The 26,493-nt window shown below is 68.1% G+C and carries 28 protein-coding genes; 8 read left to right on the top strand and 20 right to left on the bottom strand.

Annotation, left to right across the window (positions count from 1 at the left end):
• Nucleotides 1-10: 10 nt before the first annotated feature.
• Nucleotides 11-388: a hypothetical protein gene (locus ACTWP6_RS25200; RefSeq protein WP_260755752.1), complete on the bottom strand. Its 378-nt coding sequence runs from the start codon at nucleotides 386-388 to the stop codon at nucleotides 11-13.
• 88 nt (nucleotides 389-476) lie between these two features.
• On the opposite strand from ACTWP6_RS25200, the gene ACTWP6_RS25195 reads away from it, so the two are divergent.
• Complete coding sequence (locus tag ACTWP6_RS25195; RefSeq protein WP_260755751.1) at nucleotides 477-821, top strand: DUF732 domain-containing protein; 345 nt, start codon at nucleotides 477-479, stop codon at nucleotides 819-821.
• Nucleotide 822: 1 nt separating this feature from the next.
• Here the strand turns inward: ACTWP6_RS25195 and ACTWP6_RS25190 are convergent, their stop codons facing one another.
• The gene (locus ACTWP6_RS25190) at nucleotides 823-1,281 is read right to left on the bottom strand and encodes a lipoprotein LpqH (RefSeq protein ID WP_260757847.1); all 459 of its coding nucleotides are present in this window, start codon (nucleotides 1,279-1,281) and stop codon (nucleotides 823-825) included.
• Between the two features lie 73 nt (nucleotides 1,282-1,354).
• Nucleotides 1,355-1,819: a lipoprotein LpqH gene (locus ACTWP6_RS25185; protein WP_260755750.1), complete on the bottom strand. Its 465-nt coding sequence runs from the start codon at nucleotides 1,817-1,819 to the stop codon at nucleotides 1,355-1,357.
• Nucleotides 1,820-1,872: 53 nt separating this feature from the next.
• Here ACTWP6_RS25185 and tgt point away from each other — a divergent pair, with 53 nt between their 5' ends.
• Together tgt and ACTWP6_RS25175 are read left to right on the top strand one after the other, a co-directional pair.
• Nucleotides 1,873-3,078: a tRNA guanosine(34) transglycosylase Tgt gene (gene tgt, locus ACTWP6_RS25180; protein ID WP_260757846.1), complete on the top strand. Its 1,206-nt coding sequence runs from the start codon at nucleotides 1,873-1,875 to the stop codon at nucleotides 3,076-3,078.
• Between the two features lie 117 nt (nucleotides 3,079-3,195).
• The gene (locus tag ACTWP6_RS25175) at nucleotides 3,196-4,458 is read left to right on the top strand and encodes a cytochrome P450 (RefSeq protein ID WP_260755749.1); all 1,263 of its coding nucleotides are present in this window, start codon (nucleotides 3,196-3,198) and stop codon (nucleotides 4,456-4,458) included.
• A gap of 3 nt (nucleotides 4,459-4,461) precedes the next feature.
• Here the strand turns inward: ACTWP6_RS25175 and ACTWP6_RS25170 are convergent, their stop codons facing one another.
• The 14 genes from ACTWP6_RS25170 to ACTWP6_RS25105 form a co-directional block, all read right to left on the bottom strand.
• Nucleotides 4,462-5,823 (bottom strand): flavin monoamine oxidase family protein, encoded by a 1,362-nt coding sequence (locus ACTWP6_RS25170; protein ID WP_260755748.1) that lies wholly within the window; start codon nucleotides 5,821-5,823, stop codon nucleotides 4,462-4,464.
• Nucleotides 5,824-5,848: 25 nt separating this feature from the next.
• Entirely contained in the window at nucleotides 5,849-6,607 is a 759-nt protein-coding gene (locus tag ACTWP6_RS25165) for an amino acid ABC transporter ATP-binding protein (protein WP_260755747.1), read from the bottom strand.
• Complete coding sequence (locus ACTWP6_RS25160) at nucleotides 6,604-8,067, bottom strand: ABC transporter permease subunit (RefSeq protein ID WP_260755746.1); 1,464 nt, start codon at nucleotides 8,065-8,067, stop codon at nucleotides 6,604-6,606. The genes ACTWP6_RS25165 and ACTWP6_RS25160 overlap by 4 nt, the downstream gene beginning before the upstream one ends.
• A 44-nt stretch (nucleotides 8,068-8,111) precedes the next feature.
• Nucleotides 8,112-8,996, bottom strand: coding sequence for a tRNA glutamyl-Q(34) synthetase GluQRS (gene gluQRS, locus ACTWP6_RS25155; RefSeq protein ID WP_260755745.1), 885 nt, complete (start codon nucleotides 8,994-8,996; stop codon nucleotides 8,112-8,114).
• An 81-nt stretch (nucleotides 8,997-9,077) separates the two neighbouring features.
• Entirely contained in the window at nucleotides 9,078-9,845 is a 768-nt protein-coding gene (locus ACTWP6_RS25150) for a GntR family transcriptional regulator (protein ID WP_260755744.1), read from the bottom strand.
• A gap of 52 nt (nucleotides 9,846-9,897) precedes the next feature.
• The gene (gene fabG / locus ACTWP6_RS25145; protein ID WP_260755743.1) at nucleotides 9,898-10,677 is read right to left on the bottom strand and encodes a 3-oxoacyl-ACP reductase FabG; all 780 of its coding nucleotides are present in this window, start codon (nucleotides 10,675-10,677) and stop codon (nucleotides 9,898-9,900) included.
• Nucleotides 10,678-10,703: 26 nt separating this feature from the next.
• The gene (locus ACTWP6_RS25140) at nucleotides 10,704-11,696 is read right to left on the bottom strand and encodes a phosphotransferase enzyme family protein (protein WP_443189103.1); all 993 of its coding nucleotides are present in this window, start codon (nucleotides 11,694-11,696) and stop codon (nucleotides 10,704-10,706) included.
• Entirely contained in the window at nucleotides 11,693-12,346 is a 654-nt protein-coding gene (locus tag ACTWP6_RS25135; RefSeq protein WP_260755741.1) for a microcompartment protein, read from the bottom strand. The genes ACTWP6_RS25140 and ACTWP6_RS25135 overlap by 4 nt, the downstream gene beginning before the upstream one ends.
• Nucleotides 12,347-12,356: 10 nt before the next feature.
• The gene (locus tag ACTWP6_RS25130; protein ID WP_011782687.1) at nucleotides 12,357-12,638 is read right to left on the bottom strand and encodes a BMC domain-containing protein; all 282 of its coding nucleotides are present in this window, start codon (nucleotides 12,636-12,638) and stop codon (nucleotides 12,357-12,359) included.
• A gap of 54 nt (nucleotides 12,639-12,692) precedes the next feature.
• Nucleotides 12,693-12,938 carry a EutN/CcmL family microcompartment protein gene (locus ACTWP6_RS25125; protein ID WP_260755739.1) on the bottom strand — a complete coding sequence of 82 codons (246 nt, stop codon included), beginning with the start codon at nucleotides 12,936-12,938 and terminating at the stop codon, nucleotides 12,693-12,695.
• Nucleotides 12,935-13,435 carry a hypothetical protein gene (locus tag ACTWP6_RS25120; RefSeq protein ID WP_443189102.1) on the bottom strand — a complete coding sequence of 167 codons (501 nt, stop codon included), beginning with the start codon at nucleotides 13,433-13,435 and terminating at the stop codon, nucleotides 12,935-12,937. Before ACTWP6_RS25120 ends, ACTWP6_RS25125 begins: the two co-directional genes overlap by 4 nt.
• Entirely contained in the window at nucleotides 13,432-14,037 is a 606-nt protein-coding gene (locus tag ACTWP6_RS25115) for a BMC domain-containing protein (protein WP_260755737.1), read from the bottom strand. The genes ACTWP6_RS25120 and ACTWP6_RS25115 overlap by 4 nt, the downstream gene beginning before the upstream one ends.
• Nucleotides 14,038-14,040: 3 nt before the next feature.
• Nucleotides 14,041-15,600 carry an aldehyde dehydrogenase family protein gene (locus ACTWP6_RS25110; RefSeq protein ID WP_443189101.1) on the bottom strand — a complete coding sequence of 520 codons (1,560 nt, stop codon included), beginning with the start codon at nucleotides 15,598-15,600 and terminating at the stop codon, nucleotides 14,041-14,043.
• Nucleotides 15,597-16,877 carry a class-III pyridoxal-phosphate-dependent aminotransferase gene (locus tag ACTWP6_RS25105; RefSeq protein WP_260755735.1) on the bottom strand — a complete coding sequence of 427 codons (1,281 nt, stop codon included), beginning with the start codon at nucleotides 16,875-16,877 and terminating at the stop codon, nucleotides 15,597-15,599. Before ACTWP6_RS25105 ends, ACTWP6_RS25110 begins: the two co-directional genes overlap by 4 nt.
• 205 nt (nucleotides 16,878-17,082) lie before the next feature.
• Between ACTWP6_RS25105 and ACTWP6_RS25100 the strand changes: the two genes are divergently transcribed.
• The 4 genes from ACTWP6_RS25100 to ACTWP6_RS25085 are packed head-to-tail and all read left to right on the top strand — an operon-like array spanning nucleotide 17,083 to nucleotide 22,928.
• Nucleotides 17,083-18,615: an APC family permease gene (locus tag ACTWP6_RS25100; protein WP_260755734.1), complete on the top strand. Its 1,533-nt coding sequence runs from the start codon at nucleotides 17,083-17,085 to the stop codon at nucleotides 18,613-18,615.
• 13 nt (nucleotides 18,616-18,628) lie between these two features.
• Nucleotides 18,629-20,869: a propanediol/glycerol family dehydratase large subunit gene (locus tag ACTWP6_RS25095; protein ID WP_260755733.1), complete on the top strand. Its 2,241-nt coding sequence runs from the start codon at nucleotides 18,629-18,631 to the stop codon at nucleotides 20,867-20,869.
• Complete coding sequence (locus tag ACTWP6_RS25090) at nucleotides 20,866-21,219, top strand: diol dehydratase small subunit (RefSeq protein ID WP_260755732.1); 354 nt, start codon at nucleotides 20,866-20,868, stop codon at nucleotides 21,217-21,219. The genes ACTWP6_RS25095 and ACTWP6_RS25090 overlap by 4 nt, the downstream gene beginning before the upstream one ends.
• A complete protein-coding gene (locus ACTWP6_RS25085; protein WP_443189100.1) occupies nucleotides 21,216-22,928 on the top strand; it encodes a diol dehydratase reactivase ATPase-like domain-containing protein in 1,713 nt (570 codons plus the stop codon). The genes ACTWP6_RS25090 and ACTWP6_RS25085 overlap by 4 nt, the downstream gene beginning before the upstream one ends.
• On the opposite strand, the gene ACTWP6_RS25080 is transcribed toward ACTWP6_RS25085, so the two are convergent.
• The 3 genes from ACTWP6_RS25080 to ACTWP6_RS25070 form a co-directional block, all read right to left on the bottom strand.
• Nucleotides 22,909-23,556 (bottom strand): MBL fold metallo-hydrolase, encoded by a 648-nt coding sequence (locus tag ACTWP6_RS25080; RefSeq protein ID WP_443189099.1) that lies wholly within the window; start codon nucleotides 23,554-23,556, stop codon nucleotides 22,909-22,911. The genes ACTWP6_RS25085 and ACTWP6_RS25080 overlap by 20 nt on opposite strands.
• 127 nt (nucleotides 23,557-23,683) lie before the next feature.
• Nucleotides 23,684-24,559 carry an LLM class F420-dependent oxidoreductase gene (locus tag ACTWP6_RS25075; protein ID WP_260755729.1) on the bottom strand — a complete coding sequence of 292 codons (876 nt, stop codon included), beginning with the start codon at nucleotides 24,557-24,559 and terminating at the stop codon, nucleotides 23,684-23,686.
• 49 nt (nucleotides 24,560-24,608) lie between these two features.
• Nucleotides 24,609-25,691: an ATP-dependent DNA ligase gene (locus ACTWP6_RS25070; protein WP_443189107.1), complete on the bottom strand. Its 1,083-nt coding sequence runs from the start codon at nucleotides 25,689-25,691 to the stop codon at nucleotides 24,609-24,611.
• 135 nt (nucleotides 25,692-25,826) lie between these two features.
• On the opposite strand from ACTWP6_RS25070, the gene ACTWP6_RS25065 reads away from it, so the two are divergent.
• The gene (locus ACTWP6_RS25065; protein ID WP_443189098.1) at nucleotides 25,827-26,408 is read left to right on the top strand and encodes a DUF222 domain-containing protein; all 582 of its coding nucleotides are present in this window, start codon (nucleotides 25,827-25,829) and stop codon (nucleotides 26,406-26,408) included.
• The last annotated feature ends 85 nt before the right edge of the window (nucleotides 26,409-26,493 follow it).

Here is a 26,493-nt window from a genome sequence, read left to right as displayed (position 1 = left end):
CAGGTACCCGTCAGCCGTAGAACATCGTCCAGTAGTCGGCCGTCCAGGCACCGCCGTCGCACCTGAGGGGTACGCCGTCGGGACTCTGCGCCACCCCGGTGGCGTCCCCGCACACCGAACGCAGGGTGCGCACGCCGACCAGCGGCGGGGAGGACACCCACAGGCTCTTCGAGTTGCAGGCCAACGTGTTGCCCGACGCGTCGACTCCGAAGTTGTAGCGCGTCTTCTGCATACAGCGCTCACCGAGTCGCGCGTCGGGATCCACGAACGGGACACAGCCGGCGCCGTCGCAGGTGCTCGGCGTCGCCGAAGCGGTTCCGGCGACCGACAACGTCAACGGTGCGGCGAGAACACCACCGGCGATTGCCACCGCGGCCAACAGCTTCATGGCTACACCCTAAAAGGGGTGCGTGCGCCGCGGGCGGGCTTTGCCGGCATTGCCACCGCCGCAGGTGAAGACGCGTAAGCTCATGCCCATGAAATCGCTGGTCGGGGTGCTGTCGGCGGGTCTGCTGTCATCCGCCGCGCTGCTCTCGGCGCCGGCCGCCGGCGCCGACGTCGTCGCCTATCTGGTCAATGTGCACGTCCGGCCGGGCTACAACTTCCCCAACGCCGAGGCAGCGATCGGGTACGGGCAGACCATCTGTGACCGCGTCGCGGCCAAGATGGGCTACGCCGAACTCGTGAACCAGGTGAAAGCCGACTTCCACACCACGGACTACTACCAAGCGGGTTACCTGATCAACCAGGCCGTCAACGAGCTCTGCCCCGCACAGATCTGGCAGTTGCGGCAGTCGGCCGCCGGCTACACCGGGGTCTGACCTACGGGCAGGTCACCTCGATCTCGAACGGCTTGTTCACCGGCTGCATCGGGTTGGCCATGTCCACACCGGTGGCCGTGCCGGAGATCTTGTAGGTGTTGCCGTCCTTCTCCGCCTTGGCCTCGCCCTGGCCGGCGCCGCTCTGGTAGCCGAGGGTGACGCCGTTGACGTTGCCCAGACCGACCGAGACCACCGCGGGTTCGTCGCCGGTGCTGACCACCGCGCCGATGCCCGTGGTCGCATCCCCGATCGCGATGTTGGTGTTGCCGCCCATGTCCGAGCACACGACCGTGCCCTGGACTTCCTGGTCGGTGCCGTCGATGGTGACGGTGCTCTTGCCTTCGGCGGCCGCCGCCTGCGATGTCTCGCCCGAGGTCTCCGACTTGTCCGATCCGCAGCCCGACACACCGGCCATGACGATCGCTGCGCCGCCCACGGCAACGAGGATTTCGCGCTTCAACACGGTTCTCCTTTGTGTCATGTGATTCGCCGAGCGGCGGATCATCACGAGCAGTATGAACACAAAAGTCAACTCAACAAGCGATCTTTATCCGAAAGTTTCCTGAAGCACGGAAGCTGGGATTGCTGGTCTCGAAGCCCTCGGCGGTGCCCGAGATCTCATAGGTGCGCCCGGTCATGCCGACCGACGCCTCGCCGCCCAGGCCCTGGTTGTAGCTGCCGGTGAAGCCGCCGAGGTCGCGGATCCCGACCTCGCGGACCACCAGTTCGTCCTTGCTGGAGATCATCGCCGAGATGCCGGGAGCCTCCGGGTCGTCCGGGTCGCCGGTGTTCATGAGCAGCAGCGTCCCGGCCGGGTCACACTGCACGGCGTCGGTGGTTCCGGCGTCCTGGCCGTTGATCGTCACCTGTGCCGTGCCGGCGACCAGCGTCCCGGGTTCCGGCTGGTATTCGGGCGGTGACGACGAGCAGCCTGCCAGCGCCGGCACGGCCAGAAAGGTCACGCCGACGGCGGCGCCGAGACACCTGCGTGTGGGCACAGTGCAGAATCTACGGCGTGAGCGGCCCCTTTTCCCCCGATCCCTTCTTTTCGGTGAACGCGGAACTCCCCGGCCGGCTCGGCCGCACCGGCACCATCCGAACCCCCCACGGTGACATCCAGACGCCGGCGTTCATCGCGGTCGGCACCCAGGCCACCGTCAAGGCCGTCCTGCCGGAAACAATGAAAGATCTTGGTGCTCAGGCCGTCCTGGCCAATGCCTATCATCTGTACCTGCAGCCGGGCCCCGATGTGGTCGACGAGGCCGGCGGACTCGGCGCGTTCATGAACTGGCCGGGGCCGACGTTCACCGACAGTGGCGGCTTCCAGGTGATGTCGCTGGGGGTGGGCTTCAAGAAGGTGCTCGCGATGGACACCGAGCGGCTGCAGGCCGACGACATCATCGCCGAGGGCAAGGAGCGGCTGGCGCACGTCGACGACGACGGTGTGACGTTCCGCTCGCATCTGAACGGGTCGACACATCGATTCACCCCGGAGGTGTCGATCGGCATCCAGCATCAGCTCGGCGCCGACATCATCTTCGCGTTCGACGAACTGACCACACTGGTCAACACCCGGGAGTACCAGGAGCGCTCGGTGCAACGCACCCACGAGTGGGCGGTGCGCTGCCTGGCCGAACACCGCCGGCTCTCGCAGGTGCGTGCGCACAAGCCGGCCCAGGCGCTGTTCGGTGTGGTGCAGGGCGCGCAGTACGAGGACCTGCGGCGCCAGGCCGCGCGCGGGCTGGCGCAGATCGTCGATGAGGACAGCCGGGGCTTTGACGGATACGGCATCGGGGGAGCGCTGGAGAAGCAGAACCTCGCGACGATCGTGGGATGGGTCAGCAGCGAACTGCCCGCCGACAAACCGCGCCACCTCCTCGGGATCAGCGAGCCCGATGACCTGTTCGCGGCGGTGGAGGCCGGCGCCGACACGTTCGACTGTGTGTCCCCGTCACGGGTGGCCCGCAACGCCGCGGTCTACTCGGCCGAGGGCCGCTTCAACATCACGGGTTCCCGGTACCGGCGCGACTTCACTCCGATCGACGCCGACTGCGACTGCTACACCTGCGCGCACTACACCCGCGCATACCTGCACCACCTGTTCAAGGCCAAGGAGATCCTGTCCGCGACGCTGTGCACGATCCACAACGAACGGTTCATCATCCGGCTGGTCGACCAGATTCGGGCCTCGATCCCCGAGGGCCGGTTCGACGATCTGCGTGAACACGTCCTCGGCCGCTACTACGCGAAGACCTGACGCACGTGGGCCTCACGAACGTGGGCCCTGTGCACGCAAATCCGCCGATCCGCGTACATAGGGCCCACGCTCGCGCAGCCTGACCTGCATCCTTTTGAACGTGTGCACAATAAGTGCATGACGACCGCCGCGGAGCCGCAGTCGCTGCTGCTGCAGATGCTCGCACCGGACCGCCGCGCCGACCCGTATCCCGTCTATGACCAGATCCGCGCGCACGGCCCGATACAGCTGCCGGACAACAACCTCACGGTGTTCTCGTCCTACGCCGACTGTGACGAGGTGTTGCGTCACCCGGATTCGGCGAGCGACCGGCTGAAGTCCACCGTCGCGCAGCGCGCCATCGCCGACGGCGCCGAGGCGCGGCCGTTCGGCCCGCCCGGGTTCCTGTTCCTCGACCCGCCCGACCACACCCGACTGCGCCGGCTGGTGAGCAAGGCGTTCGTGCCGAAGGTGGTCAGGGCACTCGAACCCGAAATCGTGGCCCTCGTCGACGGGTTGCTCGGCGACGCGGACCCGACCTCGGCCCCGTTCGACGCGATTGCCGGTCTGGCCTACCCGCTTCCGGTTGCAGTGATCTGCCGGCTGCTCGGCGTCCCGCTGGAGGACGAGCCGGAGTTCAGCGCGGCCTCGGCGCTGCTCGCGCAGTCGCTGGATCCGTTCATCACGGTGACCGGCGCGGCCGGTGACGGCTTCGAGGAACGCATGCGGGCGGGCCGCTGGCTGCGGGATTACCTGCGCCAGCTCATTTCCCGGCGGCGCCGTGACCCGGGCGAGGACCTGATGTCGGGGTTGATCCACGTCGAGGAGTCCGGAGATCAGCTGACCGAGGACGAGATCGTCGCCACCTGCAACCTGCTGCTGGTGGCCGGACACGAGACGACGGTCAACCTGATCGCCAACGCGATCCTGGCGCTGCTGCGTACCGACGGGCAGTGGGCGGGGTTGGCCGCCGATCCGGGACGCGCCGGTGCCGTCATCGAGGAGACGCTGCGCTACGACCCGCCGGTGCAGCTGGTGGGCCGGATCGCCGGAGACGACATGACGATTCGGGGCGAGCGAAGCGACGAGGGAAATATTGCAGGGGATGTCACGATCCCCAAGGGCGACAACATGTTGCTGTTGACCGCGGCCGCGCACCGCGACCCGGACTTCGTCGAGCGGCCCGACGAGTTCGATCCCGACCGGCCGGTGATCCGCCATCTCGGATTCGGCAAGGGCCCGCATTTCTGCATCGGCGCGCCGCTGGCCCGGTTGGAAGCCACCGTCGCCTTGACTGCGCTGACGTCGCGCTTCCCGGACTCGGCGCTGGCCGAGGAACCGGTCTACAAGCCGAACGTCACACTGCGGGGCATGTCCGCACTTTCGATCGCGTTGGCGTAGAGGCTATTCCGTCAGCGCCGCGATGACCTCCGCGGCCGCGCGTTCGCCTGCTTCGACCGCGCCCTCCATGTACGCGCTCCACTCGGTGGCGGTGTCGGTGGAAGCCCAGTGGATCGCGCCGATGGGCGCGGTCAGCGCCGGTCCGTAGGTGGTCCACACCAGGGGCCCGCAGTTGGCGTTGTAGCAGCCGCGCGTCCACTGCCGGTCCGCCCACTCGCCGTCGATGTAATGGTCGGGACGGGCTGCGCGAGAACCGAAATGGCGCACCAGTTCGGCGGTCAGTGCCGCGCGTCGCTCCTCCACTGACCAGTGCCCGTGGGTGCGGGCCTGCTCCCCTTCGAGGAACAGCAGGATCACCCCGCGGTCGTCTCCCTCGATGCAGGTGTCGTTGGACATCCGGGCCGGACCGACGTCGGAGATGAGCTGGCCGTTGAGCCCGTCGGCGCGCCAGAACGGCTCGTCGTACACGAAAAACGCCTTCATCGCCGACGAGTTGGGCATCCGCTGGGTCAACTGGTCGCGGTAGCCCGACAGCGGCGGGTCGTACATGATCCGGCCGGCCAGCATCGGCGACACCGCGACGATCACCCGGCGGCCGCGCGCCACCTGTCCGCCGCGGCAGTGCACGGTGACGTGGTCGGCGCCGTGCTCGATGAGCTGCACCGGCGCGTCGAGCACCAGATGCGCGGTCAGCATCGCCGCCAGTCGCTTCGGGATCTCCGCGGTGCCGCCGACGAACCGGGTGGTCTGCGCGCCGCCCTCGGACTCGGCGAACAGCTCCGAGGTCACCCCGCACGTCTGGATGGTGAAGAGCAGATGCAGGAACGACACCTCGACGGTCGGCACGGCCAGGATCCCGACGGTGCAGATCTCCAGCAGGGTGCGGGCCACCGGGGACAGACCCTGCGCGTCGTACCAGGCGCCCGCGGTCACGGCGTCCCACTCGGCCGCATGCGCAGCCGCCCACGGTGCGGCCGGGTCCACCTCGGCGGCCAGCTCGTCGAGCGTGCGCAGCACCTTCTCCAGCTCGGCGAGCTCGCCGGCGAACCGGTCGTGAAACGCGTTGCCGCGCAGCACACCTGTGCCGGCCAGCTCGTAGGTCGTCTCGCCGTCGTCGTACTGGGGATAGGTCTGCACTCCGAGTTCCGCGGCGAGCGCGAACATCCGATGGTGCGTGTCGCCGATCCACTGGGCCCCGAGGTCGATCGGCAGCCCGGCCAGGTCCTCGGTGAGGATGCGGCCCCCGACCCGGGTGTCGGCCTCCAGGATCAGCGGGGTCAGTCCTGCTCCCAGGACGGTGCGCGCGGCGATCAGTCCGGAGAGCCCTGCCCCGACGATGACGACGTCGGCCTCATGGCGTGCCATGCCCGACACTGTCTCACGGGAGACCTCACAGCGGGTTCAGGATGCGCTGCAGGAACTGCCGCGTTCGTTCCTCTTTCGGGTCACCGATCACCGCCGCGGGCGGCCCCTGCTCCAGGATCACGCCGCCGTCGGTGAACAGCACCTGATTGGAGACCTGGCGCGCGAACTGGATCTCGTGGGTCACGACCACCAGCGTCCAGCCCTCGACCGCGAGCTCCTTGATGACGCCGAGGACTTCACCGACGAGTTCGGGGTCCAGCGCCGACGTCGGCTCGTCGAACAGCACCACCTTCGGCTTCAGGGCCACCGCCCGGGCGATGCCGACGCGCTGCTGCTGGCCGCCCGACAGCTGGAAGGGGTACTGGTCGCGTTTATCCTTCAGCCCCACCTGGTCGAGCAGTTCGACGGCTTCGGCCTCGACCTCGTCGCGGGGCCGCTTCTGCGCGACGATCGGGCCCTCGGTGACGTTCTGCAGCACGGTCTTGTGGGGGAACAGGTTGTGCGACTGGAACACGAAGCCGCTCTGCGCACGGTAACGGCGCAGCTGGTCCCGGGGCGCCGGCTCGGCGAAGTCGATCTCGGTGTCGCCGACCCTGATCACCCCCGAGTCGGCGACGTCGAGCGCGTTGAGGGTGCGCAGCAACGTGGTCTTGCCCGAACCGGACGGGCCGATGATCGCGGTGGCCGTCCCGCGCGGCACCGTGAACGACACCCCTTTGAGGACTTCCAGTGCGCCGAAGGACTTCCGCACGTCCCGCGCGACGATCGTGTTCTCGGTCGTCATTTCGCCACGTACCTTTCCAGTCGGTGCTCGAACCGCGCCTGCCCGAACGAGAGCACCAGGCAGATCAACCAGTAGTAGACCGCGGCCGTGCCGTACAGCGCGAAGAACTCGAACGTGGGGGCGGCGATGATCTGTGCCTGGCGCAGCAGTTCGGTGACCAGGATGGTCGAGGCGAGGGACGTGTCCTTGACCAACGAGATCAATGTGTTCGACAGCGGTGGCACGGCGACCCGGGTGGCCTGCGGCAGGATGATCCGCCGCAGCGTGTCCACATAGTTCAGGCCGATCGTCTCAGCCGCTTCCCACTGGCCCTTCGGGATGCTCAGGATCGCCGAGCGGATGATCTCGGCCGCGTACCCGCCGACATTGAGGCTGAACGCGATCACCGCCGCCGGGAACGGGTCGATGCGGACGCCGAATTCGGGCAGTGCGAAGAACACGATGAACAGCTGCACCAGCAGCGGCGTTCCGCGGATCACCGAGATGTAGAACCGGGCCGCGTTGGACAGCAGTGCATTCGGGGACAGTCGGGCGAGCGCGACCGCGAGCGCGATCACCAGACCGATGGCGAAGCTGATGATCGTCAGCGGGATCGTCATCGTCAGCGCGGCCCTGGCCAGCGGCCACAGGTTGTCCAGCACGAGCTGCAGCGTCGAGCGGGGTTGCGCCTGGGGTGCGTCCGGACCGCCGGAGGCATTGGTTTTCAGGTACTTCTGGGAGATCTCGGCCAGTGTGCCGTCGGCCTTGAGCTCCTCGATCGCGCGGTTGAGGTCCGGCAGCAGGCCGCTGTTCTTGCGCGCGGCGAACCCCTGTTCGCTCTTCTCGCCCGTGGTGGCGGCGATCTTGACCGAGGTGTCGTTGGTCTCGGCGAGATAGGCGTAGATGGACAGGCTGTCGTTGACCACCACGTCGACCCGGCCCTGGCTGAGCAGGGCCATCGCCTGGGTCAGTCCCTCCACCGCTTCGATCTGCGCGCCGGCATCGCGGGCCACCTGGGCCCAGTTGCTGGTGATGCTCTGCGCGGCCCGCTTGCCTGACAGGTCGGCCAGCGAGGTGATCGAGTCGTCGTCGGCGCGGGTGACGATAACACCCTCGCCGATCGAGTACGGCTCGGACATGTCGTACTTCTGCTCACGCTCCGGGGTGATCGTCACCTGGTTGGCGACGACGTCGAACCTGCCGGCCTCCAGCGCGGCGAACATCGAATCCCAGGGCGTCTCGACGAATTCGACGTTCACGCCCAGCTTCTCGGCGACCGCGCGGGCGACGTCGACGTCGTAGCCGGTGAGCTGGCCGGTGACCGGATCGTGATAGCTGAACGGGGCGTACACCCCTTCGGTGCCGACCCGCAGCACGCCGCTGGATTCCACCGGGTTCCCGGAACCGGACGAGCCGCACGCCGCCAGCAGCACGGCGACCGCGGCCAGCGCCGCCAGCAGCAGCTTCTGTGTGGAGCGCATCGCCGGACCGTAGCAACCCGGCCGCGTCAGCTGAAGGGTTCTGCTCACCCCGGCCGGTATACCCACGGTGCGCGCGGCAACCGTTGCGGGTCGAACTCGTCGAGCATGCCGTCGACGGTGCGCGCCGAGTATCCGAGGGAGTCGGCGATCTGCGCGAGCGCGACGTCGACGCCGATCTCGGCCAGCGTCACCGCGCCGTCGCGTTTGGCCAGCCGGGCCCCGTCGGCGTTGAGCACCAGAGGTACGTGGGCGTACACCGGTTCCGGGTGGCCGAGCAGCCGTGCCAGGTACGCCTGGCGCGGTGACGACGCCAGCAGGTCGTCGCCGCGCACCACCTGGTCGATCCCGGATGCCGCATCGTCGACGACAACGGCCAGGTTGTAGGCCGTGACCCCGTCGCCGCGCCGCACGACGAAGTCGTCGACCAGGCCGGTGTAGTCACCGTGCAACACGTCGTGGACGGTGAAGGACGTGACGTCGGTGCACAGCCGCAGGGCGGGTGGTCGGCCGGTCTGCTGCCGCCGGTGTTCACGTTCGGCATCGGTGAGGTGGCGGCAGGTACCGGGGTAAGCGCCCTCGGGAGCGTGCGGCGCGCGCGGGGCCTGCGCGATGTCTCTTCTGCTGCAATAACATTCGAAGAGCAGTCCGCGCTCTTTCAGCGAGTCGACGACGGCGTCGTAGCGTGCGGCGTGCTCGGTCTGTCGGGTGGCCGGTCCGTCCCAGGTGATGCCGATCGCGGCGAGGTCGGCGAGCTGGCGGTCGGCGATGTCGGTGTGGGTGCGGTCGTCGAGGTCCTCGACGCGCATCAGGAACCGCCGCCCGGTCGACCGGGCGAACAGGCACGCCAGCACGGCGGTGCGGAGGTTGCCGATGTGCAGGTCCGCCGACGGGCTCGGCGCGAACCTGCCTGCGCCGGGGGTGCTGGTCACGGGCCCTACTCTGCCTCGCGAAACCGCCACCACGGTAGTCGCGGCACGCGAACCACTACCGTGACGGCGGTTTCGCGAAGCTCAGACCGCCTGACTCTGCAGGGTGACCGAGGCGGCGGCCACCGACGGTGCGCCCCCCACGCCGTGCCCCTGTGCGGTCACCGCGAGCCGGGTGCGGTCCCCGCGGAACAGGTCCCGGGAGAACTCGCACGGGGTGTCGTGCTGGTCGTAGGTGATCCGGGTGATCAGCAGCAGCGCCGACTTCGGCTTGATGCCGAGCAGGTTGGCTTCCTCGGGCGTCGCGTTGACCGCCTCGATGCGCTCGTCGGCGCGTGCGGTGACCAGTCCGTACTCGCTTTCCAGGATCTCGTAGAGCGAGCCGCCGAGCTGCTGCTCCAGCAGACCCGGGAAGGTCTCGGCCGGAAACTGGGCCAGCTCCAGCGAGATCGGTGAACCGTCGGCCAGTCGCAGCCGCTGAATCTCGATGACGAAGTCGTCGGCGCCGATACCCAGTGCCTGCTGGGTGACGGCGTCGGGTGCGGCGATCTTCGTCGACAGCACCCGGGTGCCCGCGACATAGCCTTGGCTGGCCAGGAACGCCGGAACGCCGACGACGTCGGTCAGGCTGCGCTGTACCTGCGCGTGGCTGATGAAGATGCCGCCGGAGCGGCCGATCACCCGGTCGACGAGACCGGCCTCCTCCAGCGCGGCCAGCACCTGGCGCAGGCTGGAGCGGCTGGTGCGGTAGCGTTCGGCGAGCTCGCGCTCACTGCCGAGCTTGGTGCCCGGCACCCCGGCGTTGATGTCAGCCACGATCCGGCGCCGCAGATCTTCGGTTTGGGTCGGCACCGGACCTCCTCACGCCACTGAATTGGTAAGACCAAATGTAGGCCATCGGCCGTCAAAGGTCGGCGAGTGCCTCCGGTGATTCGGGCAGAATCTGGCCACCGTCGACCACCAGCGACTGCCCCGTGATGTAGGAGGCCTCGTCGGTGGCGAAGAACAGTGCGGCGTTACCGATGTCGGCGACCTCGCCGAGCTTGCCGGCCGGCACCGACGCGGCCATCTGGTCCATGTAGGTCTGGCCCATGTCGATCAGGCCCTCGGTGATGATGTTGCCCGGCAGTACCGCGTTGACGGTGATCTTCTTGGGCGCCAGCTCGATCGCGGCGGTGCGCAGGAAGCCCAGCTGCGCGGCCTTGCTCGCGCCGTAATGGGACCAGCCGGGGAAGCCGGTGACCGGGCCGGTGATCGACGAGGTGATGATCACCCGGCCGTGGCCGCTGGCGGTCAGCGCATCCAGTGCCGCCTGCACGATGTAGACGGTCCCCTTGAAGTTCACGCCGATGACCTGCTCGATGTCCTCGGGGGTGAGGTCCTGCAGGCGGCCGGACGGGAAGATTCCGGCGTTGGCGCACACGATGTCCAGGCCGCCGTTGCGTTCCACCGCGGCCGCGACGACACGGCGGCAGTCCTCGGGGCTGGTCACGTCGGCGGCCACCCCGGTCACGGTGCCGGCCAGCCCGGTCAGGTCGGCGACGGAGCTGTCGATGTCGGCCTGAGTGCGCCCGGTGATGACGACGTTGACGCCGGCCTTGGCGAATGTCTCGGCGATGCCTCGCCCGATGCCCTTGCTTCCGCCGGTGACGATGGCCGACCGGCCCTGCAGCGAATTGAACATAGCGATAAGCCCTTTCGGAACGAGGATCAGAAAAGCCGGTGACCGTCAGAGGTCAGGTACTGCTCAGCGAGCTTGCAGCTGCCCGCGGCGTAGGTCACGGAGATGGCCTGGGACTCCTTGGAGTGGCTGTGGGTGCCCATCCAGGCCAGCAACAACAGGCGTCGCAGCAGGATGAACGACGCCAGCATGTCCTCGTCGGCCTCGCTCATCGTCCCGCGGCTGCGGTACCCGTTGACCCAGGCGTGCTGCCATTCGGGAACGGACGGATGGTCCTCGAAGAACGACACGGCTGTGCCGAAATCATAGAAATACCAACCGAATCCGCAGTCGTCGAAGTCGATCACGGTGATCGTCTCACCGTCGACCAGCAGGTTGGCCAACCTCAGGTCGGCATGCACCAAACCGAACGTGTCGGGCCCGCTGCCGTATTCGGTGAGCCGGCGGTGCAACAGCGTCTCGGCCCGGCTCAGCACCTCGGCCTCGTGGTCCCCGACGCCGATCGCGTCACGCCAGCGTCCCCAGCGGGGCGTCCCGCCGAGACTGTGTTCCCAGTCCCAGGAGAATCGGCTGAACCCGGCCGGTCGCTGCCAGCGGCGGGCATGGTAGTGAAGCGCGGCGGTGATGCAGCCGAGGGTGTGAAAGTCGGTGGAACTCACGGTGTTCTCGTCCGGTTCGGCACCCGGCACCATCTCGAAATGGACGACGTGCCGTTCGGTGCCCTCGTGCTCGACAGCCACCACGCGGCGTCCGTCCCGGGCCGGGATCACCTTCGGCACGGTGACGTCGCTGTCACGGTGCAGCGCGTCCAGCCACATCAGCTCCGACTCGATCTGGTCGACGCGGTGGTAGTCCTGCCGGTGCACCCGCAGGATGGACCGGTGCCCGCTGCCGGGCTCCTCGACCGCGTAGGTCGCGTTCTCGGACAGGTTGAGCAGCCGCAGCGCCGAGCCCGCAGGCAGGTCGAACGCCTCCAGAGCCTTCTCGGCGACGGCCTGGTCGTCAGTGAAGTCTGAGCTCAATGGTCACGCCCTTCGATCCCTCCCAGCACCTCGGTGATGCGGTCGCGCGCCACGACGACATCCTTGGTGCTGCCACTGATGTAGAGCCTGCCTGCCGCACCGATCATCTGCACGTCGACCAGCGTCAGACCGGGCGCGGCCCGCTCCGCCTCGTTGGCCGCAACCGCCGCGAACAGCGCCGGTGTCATCTCGTACACCAGCAGAGACTGGCCGGGCAGCACCATCGACGCCTGCCGGTTGCGGTTGAGGATCACCGCGTGCTGATCGGTGATGTCCTCGATGACGTCGTGGTAGAGCACCCGCGGACGGAGCTGATCGGTGGCCGAGCTCTGGGTCCCGGTCAGGATGGCCTCACCGGCACGCCGCACGTCGTCGAGGTCGCTCGAATGGATCTCCAGCACGCCGAACTGTCGTTCCACGTACAGGATTCCGGGTTGGATGCCGGGCACCTCCCGCAGCGCGAGGTCGATGACCCGCTCGATCGCCAGCGCCGGCGACACCTCGACGATGAGCGCGTGCTCACCGGCGTACGGCGGGTAGCCGCGCGCTCGGGTCGGGGTGCCGAGGTAGGCGGCGAACTGCTGCTGCAGATCCTCGACGAGGAGGTAGACGCGGATGTCGGTCCGCGTCGGTGCGTCCGTTACGACCATCTTCAGCAGACTACTGCGCGGCGACGGAGAAGTGCGCACCCAGTTCGCTGTGCGGGCGCGGGATCACGTGCACGCTGACGAGTTCGCCAACCTGCGAGGCGGATTCGGCGCCGGCCTCGGTGGCCGCCTTGACGGCGCCGACCTCTCCGGTGACGATGACGGCCACCAGGCCGTCGCCGACCTGCTGGCGGTCGGTGATCGTCACGTTGGCCGCCTTGACCATCGCGTCGGCAGCCGCGAGTGCGGCGACGTAACCCTTGGTCTCGATCATTCCGATCGCGTTGCTGGCCATGGTGTTTCTCCTTTGTGTCGGGTTATCTGACGTTGGGGCCGGTAACCGGGATGGCTAGCCGGTGGGATCGATGGAGCCGATGATCAGTGCGTCGACCGGAGGCGGGGTGCCGGTGAACCAACTCGCCGCCACCGAGCCCTGGGTGACCAGCACGTGCTCGCCGACTCCGCTGCCGAGCACGTCGAACGCGATCAGCCGCGACCCGGAGCCGTCGACCTCGACTTCGAGGAAAGCGCCGGCGGGGATGCCGTCGATGCGGCGGGTCGACCAGACCTGCCCGATGACCGTGCCACTGATCATGTTCGCTCCTTGTGGATCGTCACGCCCAGTGCGCGGGCGCGCTCGCGGGCCAGCGGGGTCAGCACGGCCCGGGGGCCGAGGACCAGGGATGCGCCGGAAGCGGCGATGTCGGAGATCTGGCGTTCGGTGACCGCGCCGCGCTCGATGCGTTTGGTGCTGCCCGGGCCGTGGCGGTCGGTGCCTGCCAGCCGGAAGGACAGCCGGCCGTGCCGCAGGTCGGCGCGGGTCTTCGGATTCTCGAACAGCCGCAGCAGGTTTCGTACGAACACATCGAGGTCGCGGTCGTTGGTGATGCGTACGGTGTCGACGCGCGAGCGTTCGTCGGTGGCCAGCGGTCCGGTGGCCACGGGGCCGTTGGGCGCCGGGGCTGCCGGGGGAGGCGGGGCCGCCGGTGCGGGAGTCCGCACGTTCGCGGGCCGGGCCGCCGTGAGGTCACCGACGGTTTCGCGGATCACTTCGCGGACCAGCTGCCGCAGCTCGTCGCGGTCGATGCTCACCGCACACTCCGCGCGAGGGCCTCTTCGGCCGCGGCCGCGGCCTGGCGGACGTCGGATTCGCTGCCCGACAGGTACACCCGGCCGGTCGCGCCGATCATCCGGAAGTCCACGACCTTCACGTCGGCGGCCTTCTCGGCCTCGTTGGTGGCCAGGATCGCGTATGACGCGGGGGACACCTCCAGCACGTAGAGAGTCTCGCCGGCCAGCACCATCGACCCGATCTTGTTGCGGTTGATCAGGAATGCGTGCTGCTGGTCGATGCTGGAGATGATCCGGGAGGCCAGGATCTGTGGCGGCGTCGCGGAGGCGGCATCGCGTCCCAGCTCGGCCAGTGCGGCGTCGGCGGCGGCTTCGACGTTGGCGGTGTCACCGTGGAACTCCAGGTAGCCGAACTGCCGCTCCACCACCAGCACCCCGGCCTGCACCTCGGCGTGCTTGAGGGCGACGTCGGTGACGCCCTCGATGTCCAGGCCCGGCGCCACCTCGATGATCTGCGCGGCGACACCGGCGCGCGGCAGCGCACCCTTGATCCAGGTGCCCAGATACGACATCGTCTGCGGCTGAAGCCGGTCGATGAAGATGAACGAACGCAGTTCAGCCACGGGTCACCTCTTGATCAGTTGTGCGAGTTCTTCGGCCACCAGCGCGCGAAGCTCGGCGCGCAGCGCCTCGATGCCGGGATCGGTGGCGCGGCGGGGGGCGGGCCGGCTGACGGGTGCCACGGGCGCGGCGGCGGCGGACGGGTCGTTGGAGGCGCGGGGATACGCCGGCACCGGCCCGGCCGGTGAGCGCCACGGCGACAACCCGGCGAAGTTGGGCATCGACACCCCGGCGTCGGCGTTGTAGGCGATCCGGGCCCAGTTCAGCAGATTCTCGGGCTGCAGGTTCTCCCCGATGGAGCTGCGCCCGACGAAGCCGGTGCCGATCGTCATCGACGGCGCGAGGTTGGTCTCCAGCCCGGAGCTGCCGGTGCTGTTGCCGACGTTGACCGAAACCCGCAGCACCGGTACCTGGGCGGCGAATTCGGTGATGACGGCGGGGTCCTCGCTGTGGATGGCAGCCGAATGACCGGCACCGGCGATGCGGACCACTGCGCGGGCGGCGCGGATGCCGCGCCGCGCGTCGGCGACCGTGGTCATGCCGAGCACCGGGCAGAGCTTCTCGTGGGTGAGCACCTCTTCGCCGATGACGTCGGTGAACGGCGCGATCAGGACCCGGGTCTTGGGGGTGACGCGCAGCCCGATCCGCTCGGCGATCCACGCGGCGTCCCGGCCGACGACCTCGGTGTTCAGTGCGCCGTCGGGGAACATGTACTCGCGCAACCGGATCGCCGCATCCGTATCGAGAATGTGCGCACCGTGCCGCGTCAGCGCGGTGCTGAGCCTGCCGGCCACGGCGTCCTCGACGATCAGCACCGACTCGTTGGTGCACAGCACCGAATTGTCGAAGGCCTTGCTGTCGACGATGCGCCGCGCGGCCGCCTCGAGGTCGGCGGTCGCGTCGACGAGCACCGGGACGTTGCCGGGGCCGACTCCGAGCGCCGGGTTGCCCGACGAGTAGGCCGCGCGCACCACACCGGTGCCGCCGGTGGCGACGATGACGTCGGTGCGCTCGTCGGACATCAGCGCCTCGACCAGCGGCAGCGAGGGTTCGTCGATGACCTGCACGATGCCGTCCGGGGCGCCGGCGGCCACGGCCGCCTCGCCGAGCAGCCGCGCCGCGTCCGCCGAGCACTGCTTGGCTCTGGGGTGCGGCGCCACGACCACGGCGTTGCGGGTCATCAACGCCAGGATCACCTTGAAGTACACGGTAGCAACGGGATTGGTGGTCGGGGTCAGAGCCAGGACCACGCCCGCAGGCCGGGGGATCTCGACGATCTTGCGGGCAGTGTCCACCCGCGGCGTCACGTAATCCTGGTCCCGGTAGAACTCGACGAGGCCCCGCGAGCAGGCCCGGTTCTTGACCACCTTGTCGTCGACAACACCCATCTGGGTCTCGGCGACAGCGGCCGCGGCGAAGCGTTCGGCATTGCGGTAGCCGGCTTCGGCGACCGCGTCGACGATCCGCGCCACCGACGCCTGGTCGTAGTCGGCGTAGGCGGCCGCGGCGAAGTGCGCCCGCTCGAGTAGTTGACCTGCGTGGGGTACTGGATGTGCACCGGTCACGGCTTCCTCCGTCCGGTCGCGGCCAGCTTCGCCCGTCCGATGGCGACCTCGGTGCGGTCGAGGACGTCCTCACAGAGGTCACGGTTGAGCAGCAGGCCCGGTTTGAATTGCAGGACACGGGGATCCAGCGTGGAGAAGATCGCCCACACCCCGTTCTGGTACAGCTCGCGCATCACGAACTTGGCGCCCTCGGGGTGGTCGAATTCCAGCCCGATCACCACGCCGTTCTGCCGGATACCGACGAACCAGTCCGGGTGGTCGGCCTGGATGCGGGTCAGGCCCTGGGCGAAGATGTCGGCGATGTAGTGCACCGAGGAGCGCACCTCGGGCCGGCTGGTGATCTCCAGGGTCTTCAGCGCGGCGACGCAACCGAGCTCGGCGCCGCCGAAGGTGGAGATGTGCCCGAAGCCGTCCTGTTCGAGCCATTGCGCGGCGCGGTCACTGAGCAGGGCCGCGGTGATCGGGTACATCCCACCCGAGAGGCCCTTCCCGCTGACCATGATGTCCGGCTCGATGCCGTGCTTAGTGATGCCCCACATCTCACCGGTGCGCATCAGCCCCGTCTGCACCTCGTCGGCGATGTAGAGCGCGTCGTAGCGTTCGCACAGCTGCTTGACCGCTTCCAGATAGCCGAGGGGCGGCAACGGAAATCCGTAGGTGGCCGGGATGGTTTCCATGATCACCGCGGCGACGTCGCGTCCGCGCAGCGCCTGTTCCATCGCGTCGGTGTCACCGAACGGGACCTGGACGAACTCGTCGGGCCGGTCGGCGAGGAACAGTTTGGCGAATCGGTCATCACCGGTGGCAACCGCGAGACCGGTGTGGCCGTGGTAGGCCTTCACGATCGAGACGATCTTGCGGCGCTGGGTGGCGTGCCGGGCGCTCTTGAGCGCGATGTCGATGGCCTCACCGCCGCCGGACCCGAACGCCACCTTACTCAGGGAAGCCGGCGCGGATTCGATCAGCTTCTGCGCCAACGCCGTTCGCGCCACCGAAGGGAAATGGTGGTTGCCGACGTCGAAGTGCTGCATGCCGTCGGTGATCGCCTGCATCACTTCGGGATTGCGGTGCCCGAGGTTGTAGGTGCCACCGTTGAGGTGCATGTCGATCAGGCGACGGCCGCTCATGTCCCACAGGAAGTAGTCCTGCCGGCGGTCGATCACCAGGTCGACGCCGGTGTCGGTCCAGAATTTGGTTTTGTCCGGGTTCCAGAACTCCTTGGCACGTTCCAGCACCTGGGCTTTGGAATCGAACGAGAACGTGCCGTAGTCGTACACGGGACTCCCTGTCGTGCGGTCGGCCGGGGGTGTGACCAAAAACTAAACGGTCCGACCATTTATGTCAACACGGCGTTCCCAGGGGTTGCACAGCTGAATTGGTAGTGCCAATATGTCTGAGGTTCGGCATTGTGGTCTAGACCACAGTGATGCCAGAACGCGACCTGAACTGCTTTCCGCCCTTCGCCCTGGAAGGTCTCTGCTTATGACAGAAGACGTCGTTCCCCGTGAAACAACCACCACAGACTCGGTCCAACGGCTCAAACGCAACGCCGTCGGCACCTTCGGCGTCATCTTCATGGCGGTCGCGACCGCCGCGCCGATCACCGCGATGGTCGGCAACGTCCCGATCGCCGTCGGCTTCGGAAATGGTTCGCACGCCCCGGCCGGCTATCTGGTGGCCACCATCGTGCTGGGCCTGTTCGCGATCGGGTACGCCACGATGGCCAAGCACATCACCGCGACCGGCGCGTTCTACGGCTTCATCTCCCACGGCCTCGGTCGCGTGATGGGTATGGCCAGCGGTCTGATCATCACGCTGGCCTACATCGTGTTCGAGGCGTCGCTGATCGGCATCTTCGCGTTCTTCTTCCAGAACTTCCTGTCTTCGCAGCTCGGCATCACCATCCACTGGCTGGTGCCGGCGCTGCTGATGCTGGTGCTGAACTGCATCCTGACCTACTTCGACGTGAACCTGACCGCCAAGGTTCTCGGCGTCTTCCTGATCACCGAGATCTTCATGCTGGCCCTCGGTGCCATTGCGGTGGCCGTCAAGGGCGGCGGGCCCGACGGCTTCGCGATCGCCGAGACTCTCAACCCGGTCGGGGCATTCCAGCCCGCGGCGATCGCCGGCGCCAGCGCCGGCCTCGGTCTGTTCTTCGCGTTCTGGTCATGGGTCGGTTTCGAGTCGACGGCGATGTACGGCGAGGAGTCCAAGGACCCCAAGCGAATCATCCCGCGCGCCACCATGATCGCCGTGCTCGGTGTCGGCATCTTCTACGTCTTCGTGTCCTGGATGGCGATCGCCGGCACCGGACCCCAGCAGGCCGTCGAGCTGGCGCAGAGCGCCGACACCTCGTCGGAGATCTTCTTCGCCCCGGTCCGCGACACCTACGGCGAGTGGGCCATCACCCTGTTCAACATCCTGCTGGTGACGGGATCGTTCGCGTGCGGCATGGCGTTCCACAACTGCGCGTCGCGCTACCTGTACGCCCTGGGCCGGGAGGGCCTGTCGAGCGGGCTGCAGAAAACGCTTGGCGCGACGCACAAGACGCACGGGTCGCCCTACATAGCGTCGTTCGTCCAGAGCGGCATCGCGCTGGTGCTGGTGCTGGCGTTCTTCTTCGCCGGCATGGATCCCTACATCCACATGTACACACTGCTGGCGATCCTCGGCACGATGGCGATCCTGATCGTGCAGTCGCTGTGCGCGTTCTCGGTGGTGGCCTACTTCCACTTCCACAAGAACCACCCGTCCAGCGCGCACTGGTTCAAGACGTTCCTGGCCCCGCTGACCGGCGGCATCGGCATGCTCTACGTGGTGTATCTGCTGTGGGAGCACAAGGAATCCGCGGCGGGCGCGGCGTCGGGCACCTTGCTGTTCAAGCTGACACCATGGATCGTGATCGGGGTGTTCGTGTTCGGTGCGGCCATGGCGCTGTACTTCAAGTTCAAGGACAAGCGGCGCTACGAGCTGATCGGCCGGATCGTCTACGACGACAGCGAAGTTCGCGACTAGAAAGGGTTCTTCAGTGGCTGACGAGTTGGGCAGGTTCCGGGTTCTGGACTCGAAACCTGTCAACCTCGACGGGTTCAGCGTCCCGGACGCCGCACTCGGGCTGATTGCGATGAGCAGCCCACATGACCCCTCACCCTCGCTGAAGATTCGTGGGGGTGAGGTAGTCGAACTCGACGCCAAAGACGTCGTCGAGTTCGACGTCATCGACGAGTTCATCGCCCGCTACGGCATCGACCTCACGGTCGCCGAAGAGGCCATGGCTCTCGATGACGAGACGCTGGCGCGCATGGTGGTCGACATCAACGTGCCGAGGGCGGAGGTGGTGCGGCTGATCGGCGGCACCACCCCCGCCAAGCTCGCCCGCGTCGTCGCCCTGCTGTCGCCGGTGGAGATGCAGATGGCGATGGCCAAGATGCGGGCCCGTCGCACGCCGAGCAACCAGGCGCACGTCACCAACCAGCTCGACGACCCGCTGCTGATCGCCGCCGACGCGGCCAGTGCGGTCGCCTACGGCTTCCGTGAGGTGGAGACGACGGTGCCGGTGCTCGGCGATGCGCCGTCCAACGCCGTCGCGCTGCTCATCGGGTCGCAGGTCGGCACGCCCGGGGCGATGGCGCAGTGCTCGATCGAGGAAGCACTCGAATTGCGGCTGGGCCTACGCGGTCTGACGTCCTACGCCGAGACCATTTCGATCTACGGCACCGAGCAGGTGTTCGTCGACGGTGACGACACCCCGTTCAGCAAGGCGATTCTCACCTCGGCCTACGCGTCGCGTGGCCTGAAGATGCGGGTCACCAGCGGGGGCGGCGCCGAGGTGCTGATGGGCGCGGCGCAGATGTGCTCGATCCTGTACCTGGAGTCGCGGTGCGTGTCGCTGGCGCGCGCGCTCGGATCGCAGGGCGTGCAGAACGGCGGCATCGACGGGGTCGGCGTGGTGGCCTCGGTGCCCGAGGGCATGAAAGAACTGCTCGCCGAGAACCTGATGGTGATGATGCGCGATCTGGAGTCGTGCGCAGGCAACGACAACCTGATCTCCGAGTCCGACATCCGCCGCAGCGCGCACACATTGCCGGTGCTCCTTGCCGGAGCGGATTTCATCTTCTCCGGGTTCGGCTCGATCCCGCGCTACGACAACGCGTTCGCGTTGTCGAACTTCAACTCCGACGACATGGACGACTTCCTGGTGCTGCAGCGGGACTGGGGTGCCGACGGTGGGCTGCGCACCGTGTCCCCGGAGCATCTCTTTACGGTGCGCCGACGGGCGGCGCAGGCCGTGCAGGCGGTGTACCGCGACCTGGGACTCGCGGATTACGACGACGACCGTGTCGAGGAAGTGGTGGCCGCCAACGGATCCCGTGACCTGCCCGCCGGGCACCCGAAGATGGTGGCCGAGGCGGCGGCGTCGATCGAGGCGAGGCAGCTGACGGTCTTCGATGTCATCGCCTCGCTGCACCGCACCGGCTTCACCGACGAGGCCGAGGCGATCACGACGTTGACCCGGGAGCGGCTGTGCGGTGACCAGCTGCAGACCTCGGCGATCTTCGACGAGAAGTTCCGGGTGCTGTCCAAGCTGACCGACCCCAACGACTACCGGGGTCCGGCCACGGGGTACGCGCCGAGCGACGAACGCCGGGCCGAGATCGACGCGGTCCGGCAGGCGCGCAGCAGCGCCGAGTTGACCGCCGACCAGGAGCACCATCGCGGACACCTCGTCGTCACCGACGTCGAGCCGGCCCAGCAGGGCAGCGACCCCCGCGAGGTCTGCATCGGACTGTCGCCGGCCTGGGGGCGCAGCGTCTGGCTCACACTGTGCGGACTGCCGATCGGGGAGGTGCTGCGTCAGATCTCGGCGGGCCTGGAGGAGGAGGGCTGCATCGCCCGCACGGTGCGGGTCCGCTCCACCATCGACGCCGGGCTGATCGGGCTGACCGCGGCGCGGCTGTCCGGTTCGGGAATCGGAATCGGCTTGCAGGGCAAGGGCACCGCGTTGATCCACCGCCGTGACCTGGCGCCGCTGGCCAACCTGGAGCTGTTCAGCGTCGCACCGCTGTTGACGGCGAAGATGTACCGCGAACTCGGCAGGAACGCCGCACGCCACGCCAAGGGCATGGCACCCGTGCCGATCTTCACCGGTGGCACCGACGAGTCCATTTCGGCGCGCTACCACGCCAGAGCCGTCGCCCTCGTCGCCCTGGAGCGAGAAGCCTGCGAGCCCGGCCTGCCACCCGTCACCGTGAAGGTTGAAACACCATGAGCGAGATGACCGCGGCGGGCCGCGAAGACATCACCGTCCAGAACGCGGTGGACGGCAAGCTGGGCCTCGGTGATCTGCGGATGGATCCGGCCGTGCTCGCCCACCAGGCCGCCGTCGCCGAAGCTGGCGGTAACCCGCAGCTGGCCGAGAACTTCCGCCGCGCAGCCGAACTCGCGACCGTCGATGATGAGCAGGTGATGGCGCTGTACGAGGCGCTGCGCCCGCACCGGTCGACGGCCGCCGAACTCGACGAGCTGCGCACGTCGCTGATCGCGCGCGGTGCGCCGCGGTGCGCCGCGCTGGTGGAGCAAGCCGCCGCCGTCTATGCCCGCCGCGGCCTCCTGCGTTGACCACACGGGCGGTGCGCACGGTCGCCGGCATCGACGTCGGCAATCACACCACCGAGATCCTGCTCGCGCAGGTGCATGACGGCGCCGTCACGACCGTCGCGCACGGGCAGGCCCCCACGAGGGGCCGCAAGGGCAGTGCCGAGTCGCTGCGCGGGGCCGCGGCGTTGTTGCACCGGGTCGAGGTCGACTCAGGTCACTGCGCGGACGAACTGCTGCTGGCGGCGCTGCGTCCGGTCGACACCGCGACCGCGCCGATACCGCCGGCATATTCACCGTCGGCCCCGGTCCGCAGTCTGCGCCACCCGGACGCGTCGACCCCGGCGGGCTCGGGACACGCTGTCGGGCAGCATGTTCCGTTGTACGCGCTGGATGCCGCGCCGATCCCCGGACCGGTGGTGATCTCCGTCGACGACGCCACCGATTTCGAGGTGGCCGCCCGCGAGATCACCGCGGCGGTGGAACGCGGGTGGCAGGTGGTCGGCGTGTTGGTTGCCCAGGACGACGCGGTGTTGATCCGCAACCGGATCCCGGTGGATGTGCCCGTCGTCGACGAGGCCGATGTCGCCGGTCTGGCGCCGGGTGCGCTGGTGGCGGTGGAGGTGGTCGGGGAAGGCAGCGCCTACCGTGCGTTCGCCGACCCCATCGCGCTGTCGGCCGCACTCCGGCTGCCCACCGCGGGGCTGGTGGAGATCGCCGAATTCTGCCGCGAGCTGGCCGATTCCGCGGCCATCGCCGTCACCGCGCGGACCGAGCAGCCGTCTCCGCCCGCCGCCGACGACGACTACGTCGACATCCTCGTCGACGGAGCGCCGGTGCGGTACACGCCCGGACAGGCGCACGCGGTGCTGCGGCGCTCGGCGCCGGGGCGCGTGCGCGCGGTCCGGTTGCGGTCGGTGCCGACCGCGGCGGACGGGCTGGCCGTACACGACGCGTTCTTCACCGATCTGGCGACGATCGACAACGGTGCGTGGCTTCGCAGGGGTGTCGCCGACGCCCAGGGCACCGTGGTCGCGCTGTTGGCAGCCGAGGAGGCCGGTGACGCCGCCGCCACCCTGAGTGAACTGACCGGACGACCCGCGCGCACCCTGGGCTCCGAGCCGGAGGCCGCGGCATGGGGTGCCCGTACCACGCCGGGACTCCCACCCGGATCAATGGTGTGTGACATCGGTGGTGGCACAGTGGATCTCATCACCGGTGGCGCGACGGTGGTCGCCGCGGGCGCAGGTGAGTCGATCACCGTCGCGGTGGCGCGGGTGCTGGGTATCCCGCGGGGGCTGGCCGAGACCGTCAAACGCACGCCCGCGGTCCGGGTCGAGGGGCCGCACGTCGCGCATGAGGAGGACGGGCGTCGCGTCTTCCTGGACTCCCCGGCATCCGCCGATGCGATCGGCCGGCTGTGCACGCGCGGCAGTGCGGGTCTGGTGCCGTTCTCGAACCGGTTGGCCGCCGAGGAGTGGCGCAGCCTGCGGTTGGCGATCAAGCAGGAGACCGTGGCGGCGAACATCGCCCGGTGCCTCACCGCGTTCGACGAGCCGCCGGTCGCGCTGGTGCTGGCCGGCGGCGGTGCGCTTGACGACGAGCTGATGCGCACGGTCGGGGAGGCATTGCGCGGCGCCCGGATCGTGGTGGGGCGCGCCGACATCGACGGTGTGCACGGGCCGCGGTTCGCGGTGGCGCGCGGCCTGGTCGCTATGTACGCGCAGCGGTAGGCAGGCTCGCGATCGCGTGGGCGATGTGTCCACGCCACGAGCCGGGATCGATGCGGTGTACCGCTGAATCTCCCTGGAACGCACTGGAGATCACGAAGTCCGGTAGGATGTCGGCCAGTACGCGCAGACTCTCGGCGATGGTGCCTGCGTCTTCCGGTTGATGGAAGCCCTCGATATAGCCCGCGTGCCAGCCGCCGTCGGTGCCGCGGAACAAGGTGTCCCCGGTGAACAGATACCGGCCCTGTGCGCCCGGCACCAGATAGCAGACGCTGCCGGGGGAGTGGCCAGGGGTCGGGATGATCTCGATGCCGTTGTAGTCGACGTAGCGGCCCTTCACCGGCACGTCGACGTGAGCGTGCCGGGTGATGTCCGGGAGGTCGGCCGCCGGCGCGTGCAGGGTCGAGTCGAAGCGCTCGGCGATGCGCGCGAGAATCGGGCCCGCCTCGTCGCGGTGCGACAGGTACTGGTCGTTGACGCCGCCGAGGGCGGCGAGGTCGTCAAACTCGGCGTCGGTCGCGGGCGAGTAGAACAGGATGCCGGCCGGCGTCCACAGGTATGCGTGGGTGGTCAGGCCGGGAAACGGTGAGTCGGTTCGGGTTTCCCACAGATCACTGAGTACGTGTTTCATGCCACCCAGACTGCAACCTCAACCATTGTTAAGGTCAAGAGATCTGGCGAGCAGACACAAAATCGCGTGATTCAGGCTCGCTGCGTGCGAGTTTGCGTCTGCTCGCGCAGAGATCTGCCGGAGAACGTCAGCCTAATTCGGCCAGCTGCTTCACCGCGGGCGCAATGCTGTCGATCCACTTCGCCGGGGCACCGTCGTCGGGCATCACGATCGCGGTGTCGATACCGAGGGCGGCATAGCCCGCCATACTCTGTACGAACTCGTCGCGGGTGGCAGGTGCCGGGGAGGGACCGTGGACCGTCACGGTCTTGCGGATGTTGTCGTAATCCCGTCCCACCGCGTCACAGTGCCCCCGCAGCACGTCGAGCTTGCGCGCCACCTCGTCCGTCGTGGTCGCGAACAGGTTGCACGCGTCTCCGTACTGAGCCACCAGCCTCAGCGTCTTGCGTTCTCCGCCTCCACCGATCAGCACTTTGGGCTTGTTGATCGGCTGTGGCGAGCACAGAGTCTCCTGCAGCTGATAGTGCTTGCCCACGAACGGACCGTTGTTGTCCGGATCCCACATCTGGTTGCAGATCTGCAGGGCTTCCTCGAGGCGTTCGAAGCGCTCGGCGATCGGCGGGTACGGCACACCCAGGCCGTGGTGCTCGCGCTCGAACCACGCCGCCCCGATGCCCAGCGCCGCGCGACCGCCCGACAGCACGTCCACGGTCGTCACGATCTTGGCGAGCAGCCCGGGATGCCGGTAGGTCACCCCGGTGACCAGCAGACCGAGGCTCACCGTGGACGTATGGGCGGCCAGGTAACCCAAGGTGGTGTAGCCCTCCAGCATGTTCGCTTCGGCCGGCAGTCCGGTCGGCTCGATCTGGAAGAAGTGGTCCATGAACGACAGCCAGGTCGCACCTGCTGCTTCCGCGGCGGCGCCCACGCGGGCGAGTTCGGGAGCGATCGCGGCGGTGCCACCGTCGGTGTCAAAAATCGGCACGTGTATTCCAAGGTCCATGCCCGCTACAAGGCAGGGCCCGGGTGGGTGATTCCCCGATGGCAGCAATTCAGGTCCGTGGCGCAGGACCGCCAAGACCCGGCACGATGTCGTCGAGGCTGAAGGTCACCGGTCGGTCGAGCTGCTCATAGGTACACGAGCGGGGATCGCGGTCGGGCCGCCACCGGTTGAATTGTGCTGTGTGCCGGAACCTTCGGCCTTCCATGTGGTCGTACCGGACCTCGACCACGCGCTCGGGCCGTAGCGGCACGAACGACAGATCCTTGCCCGCGTTCCACCGTGAGCCGCCGCCGTAGCGGCGCACCACGTCCGGGTCGACGTGCGCAGCCCAGTTCCACGGGTGCTCGTCGAAGGTGGTCACCAGCGGCTGCAGCTCGGTGAACAACTCACGGCGCCGCGCCATCGGGAACGCCCCGATCACGCCTACCGAGGCCAGCGCCCCGTCGTCCTGGTAGAGCCCCAGCAGCAGCGAGCCGACTGCGTCGTCGCCCGACTTGTGCAGACGGTATCCGGCCACCACGCAGTCCGCGGTCCGCTGGTGCTTGATCTTGAACATCGTGCGCTTGTCCGGCAGATACGGCCCGTCGAGCGGCTTGGCGATGACCCCGTCGAGTCCCGCGCCTTCGAACTCGTCGAACCATCGTCGCGCGGTATCGATGTCCAGTGTGGCGGGCGTGACGTGGATGCTCGGCCCGGTTGCGGCGAGCGCCTCCACGAGCGCCGCGCGCCGCTCGCTGAACGGACGCGAGGTGAAGTCGGTGTCGTCCAGGGCCAGCAGATCGAACGCGATAAACGACGCCGGCGTCTTCTCCGCCAGCATCCTGACTCGCGACGCCGCCGGGTGCAGCCGCAGCTGCAGCGCCTCGAAATCGAGGCCGTCCGCGGTGGCGATCACGATCTCGCCGTCGATCACACAAAGCTGCGGCAGTTCGGCCAACGCCGCGGCGACCAGCTCGGGAAAGTACCGGGTCATCGGCCGCTCGTTGCGGCTACCGAGTTCGACGTCGTCACGGTCGCGGAACACGATGGATCGGAACCCGTCCCACTTCGGTTCGTAGGAGGCGCCGGCGGGGATCTCCTGCACCGACTTCGACAGCATCGGCGAGACCGGGGGCATCACAGGGAGTCGCATCATCGCCATTGTCCCTGCCGGATGGCGACAGTCGGCGTTGTGGCCGTGGCGGAGGGTTATCCCCAATCTGGTTTTCATCCACAGCTTGGGGTTTCGGTCGGGCGGTATGGCCTCTCGAATAGGAAGATAGAACACATGTTCGATCGACTGTTTGCAGGGGCGGAGGAGCCCGCCCTGCTTGCTGCGATCGAACAGTGCGCCCGTGAGGAGGCCCAGGCCGGGGCACGGAAAGCCGCGGCGATCGCCGAGTTGGTGTATTCCACGGTGGACAGGGATGACGAGCACGACGACTGGGTGTATGACTGCTGGGCCCAGACCGCCTCTGAGCTGGGCGCGGTGCTCAATCTCGGGCACAGGCGGGCCTCGGGGCAGATGCGGATCGCGATGGCGTTGCGCGATCGGTTGCCTGGGCTGGCCGAGCGGTATCTGCAGGGCCGGGTCAGTGCCCAGGTGGTGTCCAAGATTTGTTGGCGCACCCGCCTGGTCGTGGATACGCAGGTGTGGGCGCTGCTCGACGAGCAGTTGGCGACCCACGCCCCGCAGTGGGGGTCGTTGTCGGAAGAGGCGTTGGTGCGGGCCATTGATGCGGTGATCGACCGGTATGACCCGGACGCGCTGATCCGGTCCAAGGAGGTCATCGCGGGCCGCGATTTTCATATCGGGGCCCACGAGGATCCGGTCAAGTCCAGGGACGTGGTGTACGACGTCGTCGTGTGATTCTTCGAGGTGATGGTTCAGGTGGTCAGTGCCGCGGGGGTGGCCTCCTGTTCGGTCGGGGTGTCGTTGACGGTGCGTGATTTGC

The organism is Mycobacterium sp. 4D054 (genome assembly GCF_052245755.1).
GTDB lineage: Bacteria > Actinomycetota > Actinomycetes > Mycobacteriales > Mycobacteriaceae > Mycobacterium.
Note: the sequence above shows the minus strand (reverse complement) of the source record. Positions and strands in the feature narration are given on the sequence as shown.

Excerpts from the sequence above, each read along its gene's own strand:
- ACTWP6_RS25080 (WP_443189099.1), bottom strand. The coding sequence starts at position 23,556 with ATGAAACACGTACTCAGTGATCTGTGGGAAACCCGAACCGACTCACCG.
- ACTWP6_RS25170 (WP_260755748.1), bottom strand. The coding sequence starts at position 5,823 with ATGGCACGCCATGAGGCCGACGTCGTCATCGTCGGGGCAGGGCTCTCC.
- ACTWP6_RS25195 (WP_260755751.1), top strand. The coding sequence starts at position 477 with ATGAAATCGCTGGTCGGGGTGCTGTCGGCGGGTCTGCTGTCATCCGCC.
- ACTWP6_RS25160 (WP_260755746.1), bottom strand. The coding sequence starts at position 8,067 with ATGCGCTCCACACAGAAGCTGCTGCTGGCGGCGCTGGCCGCGGTCGCC.
- ACTWP6_RS25075 (WP_260755729.1), bottom strand. The coding sequence starts at position 24,559 with ATGGACCTTGGAATACACGTGCCGATTTTTGACACCGACGGTGGCACC.
- fabG (WP_260755743.1), bottom strand. The coding sequence starts at position 10,677 with ATGTTCAATTCGCTGCAGGGCCGGTCGGCCATCGTCACCGGCGGAAGC.
- ACTWP6_RS25130 (WP_011782687.1), bottom strand. The coding sequence starts at position 12,638 with ATGGCCAGCAACGCGATCGGAATGATCGAGACCAAGGGTTACGTCGCC.
- ACTWP6_RS25165 (WP_260755747.1), bottom strand. The coding sequence starts at position 6,607 with ATGACGACCGAGAACACGATCGTCGCGCGGGACGTGCGGAAGTCCTTC.
- ACTWP6_RS25175 (WP_260755749.1), top strand. The coding sequence starts at position 3,196 with ATGACGACCGCCGCGGAGCCGCAGTCGCTGCTGCTGCAGATGCTCGCA.
- ACTWP6_RS25125 (WP_260755739.1), bottom strand. The coding sequence starts at position 12,938 with ATGATCAGTGGCACGGTCATCGGGCAGGTCTGGTCGACCCGCCGCATC.
- ACTWP6_RS25090 (WP_260755732.1), top strand. The coding sequence starts at position 20,866 with ATGAGCGAGATGACCGCGGCGGGCCGCGAAGACATCACCGTCCAGAAC.
- ACTWP6_RS25070 (WP_443189107.1), bottom strand. The coding sequence starts at position 25,691 with ATGCGACTCCCTGTGATGCCCCCGGTCTCGCCGATGCTGTCGAAGTCG.
- ACTWP6_RS25100 (WP_260755734.1), top strand. The coding sequence starts at position 17,083 with ATGACAGAAGACGTCGTTCCCCGTGAAACAACCACCACAGACTCGGTC.
- ACTWP6_RS25135 (WP_260755741.1), bottom strand. The coding sequence starts at position 12,346 with ATGGTCGTAACGGACGCACCGACGCGGACCGACATCCGCGTCTACCTC.
- ACTWP6_RS25200 (WP_260755752.1), bottom strand. The coding sequence starts at position 388 with ATGAAGCTGTTGGCCGCGGTGGCAATCGCCGGTGGTGTTCTCGCCGCA.
- ACTWP6_RS25065 (WP_443189098.1), top strand. The coding sequence starts at position 25,827 with ATGTTCGATCGACTGTTTGCAGGGGCGGAGGAGCCCGCCCTGCTTGCT.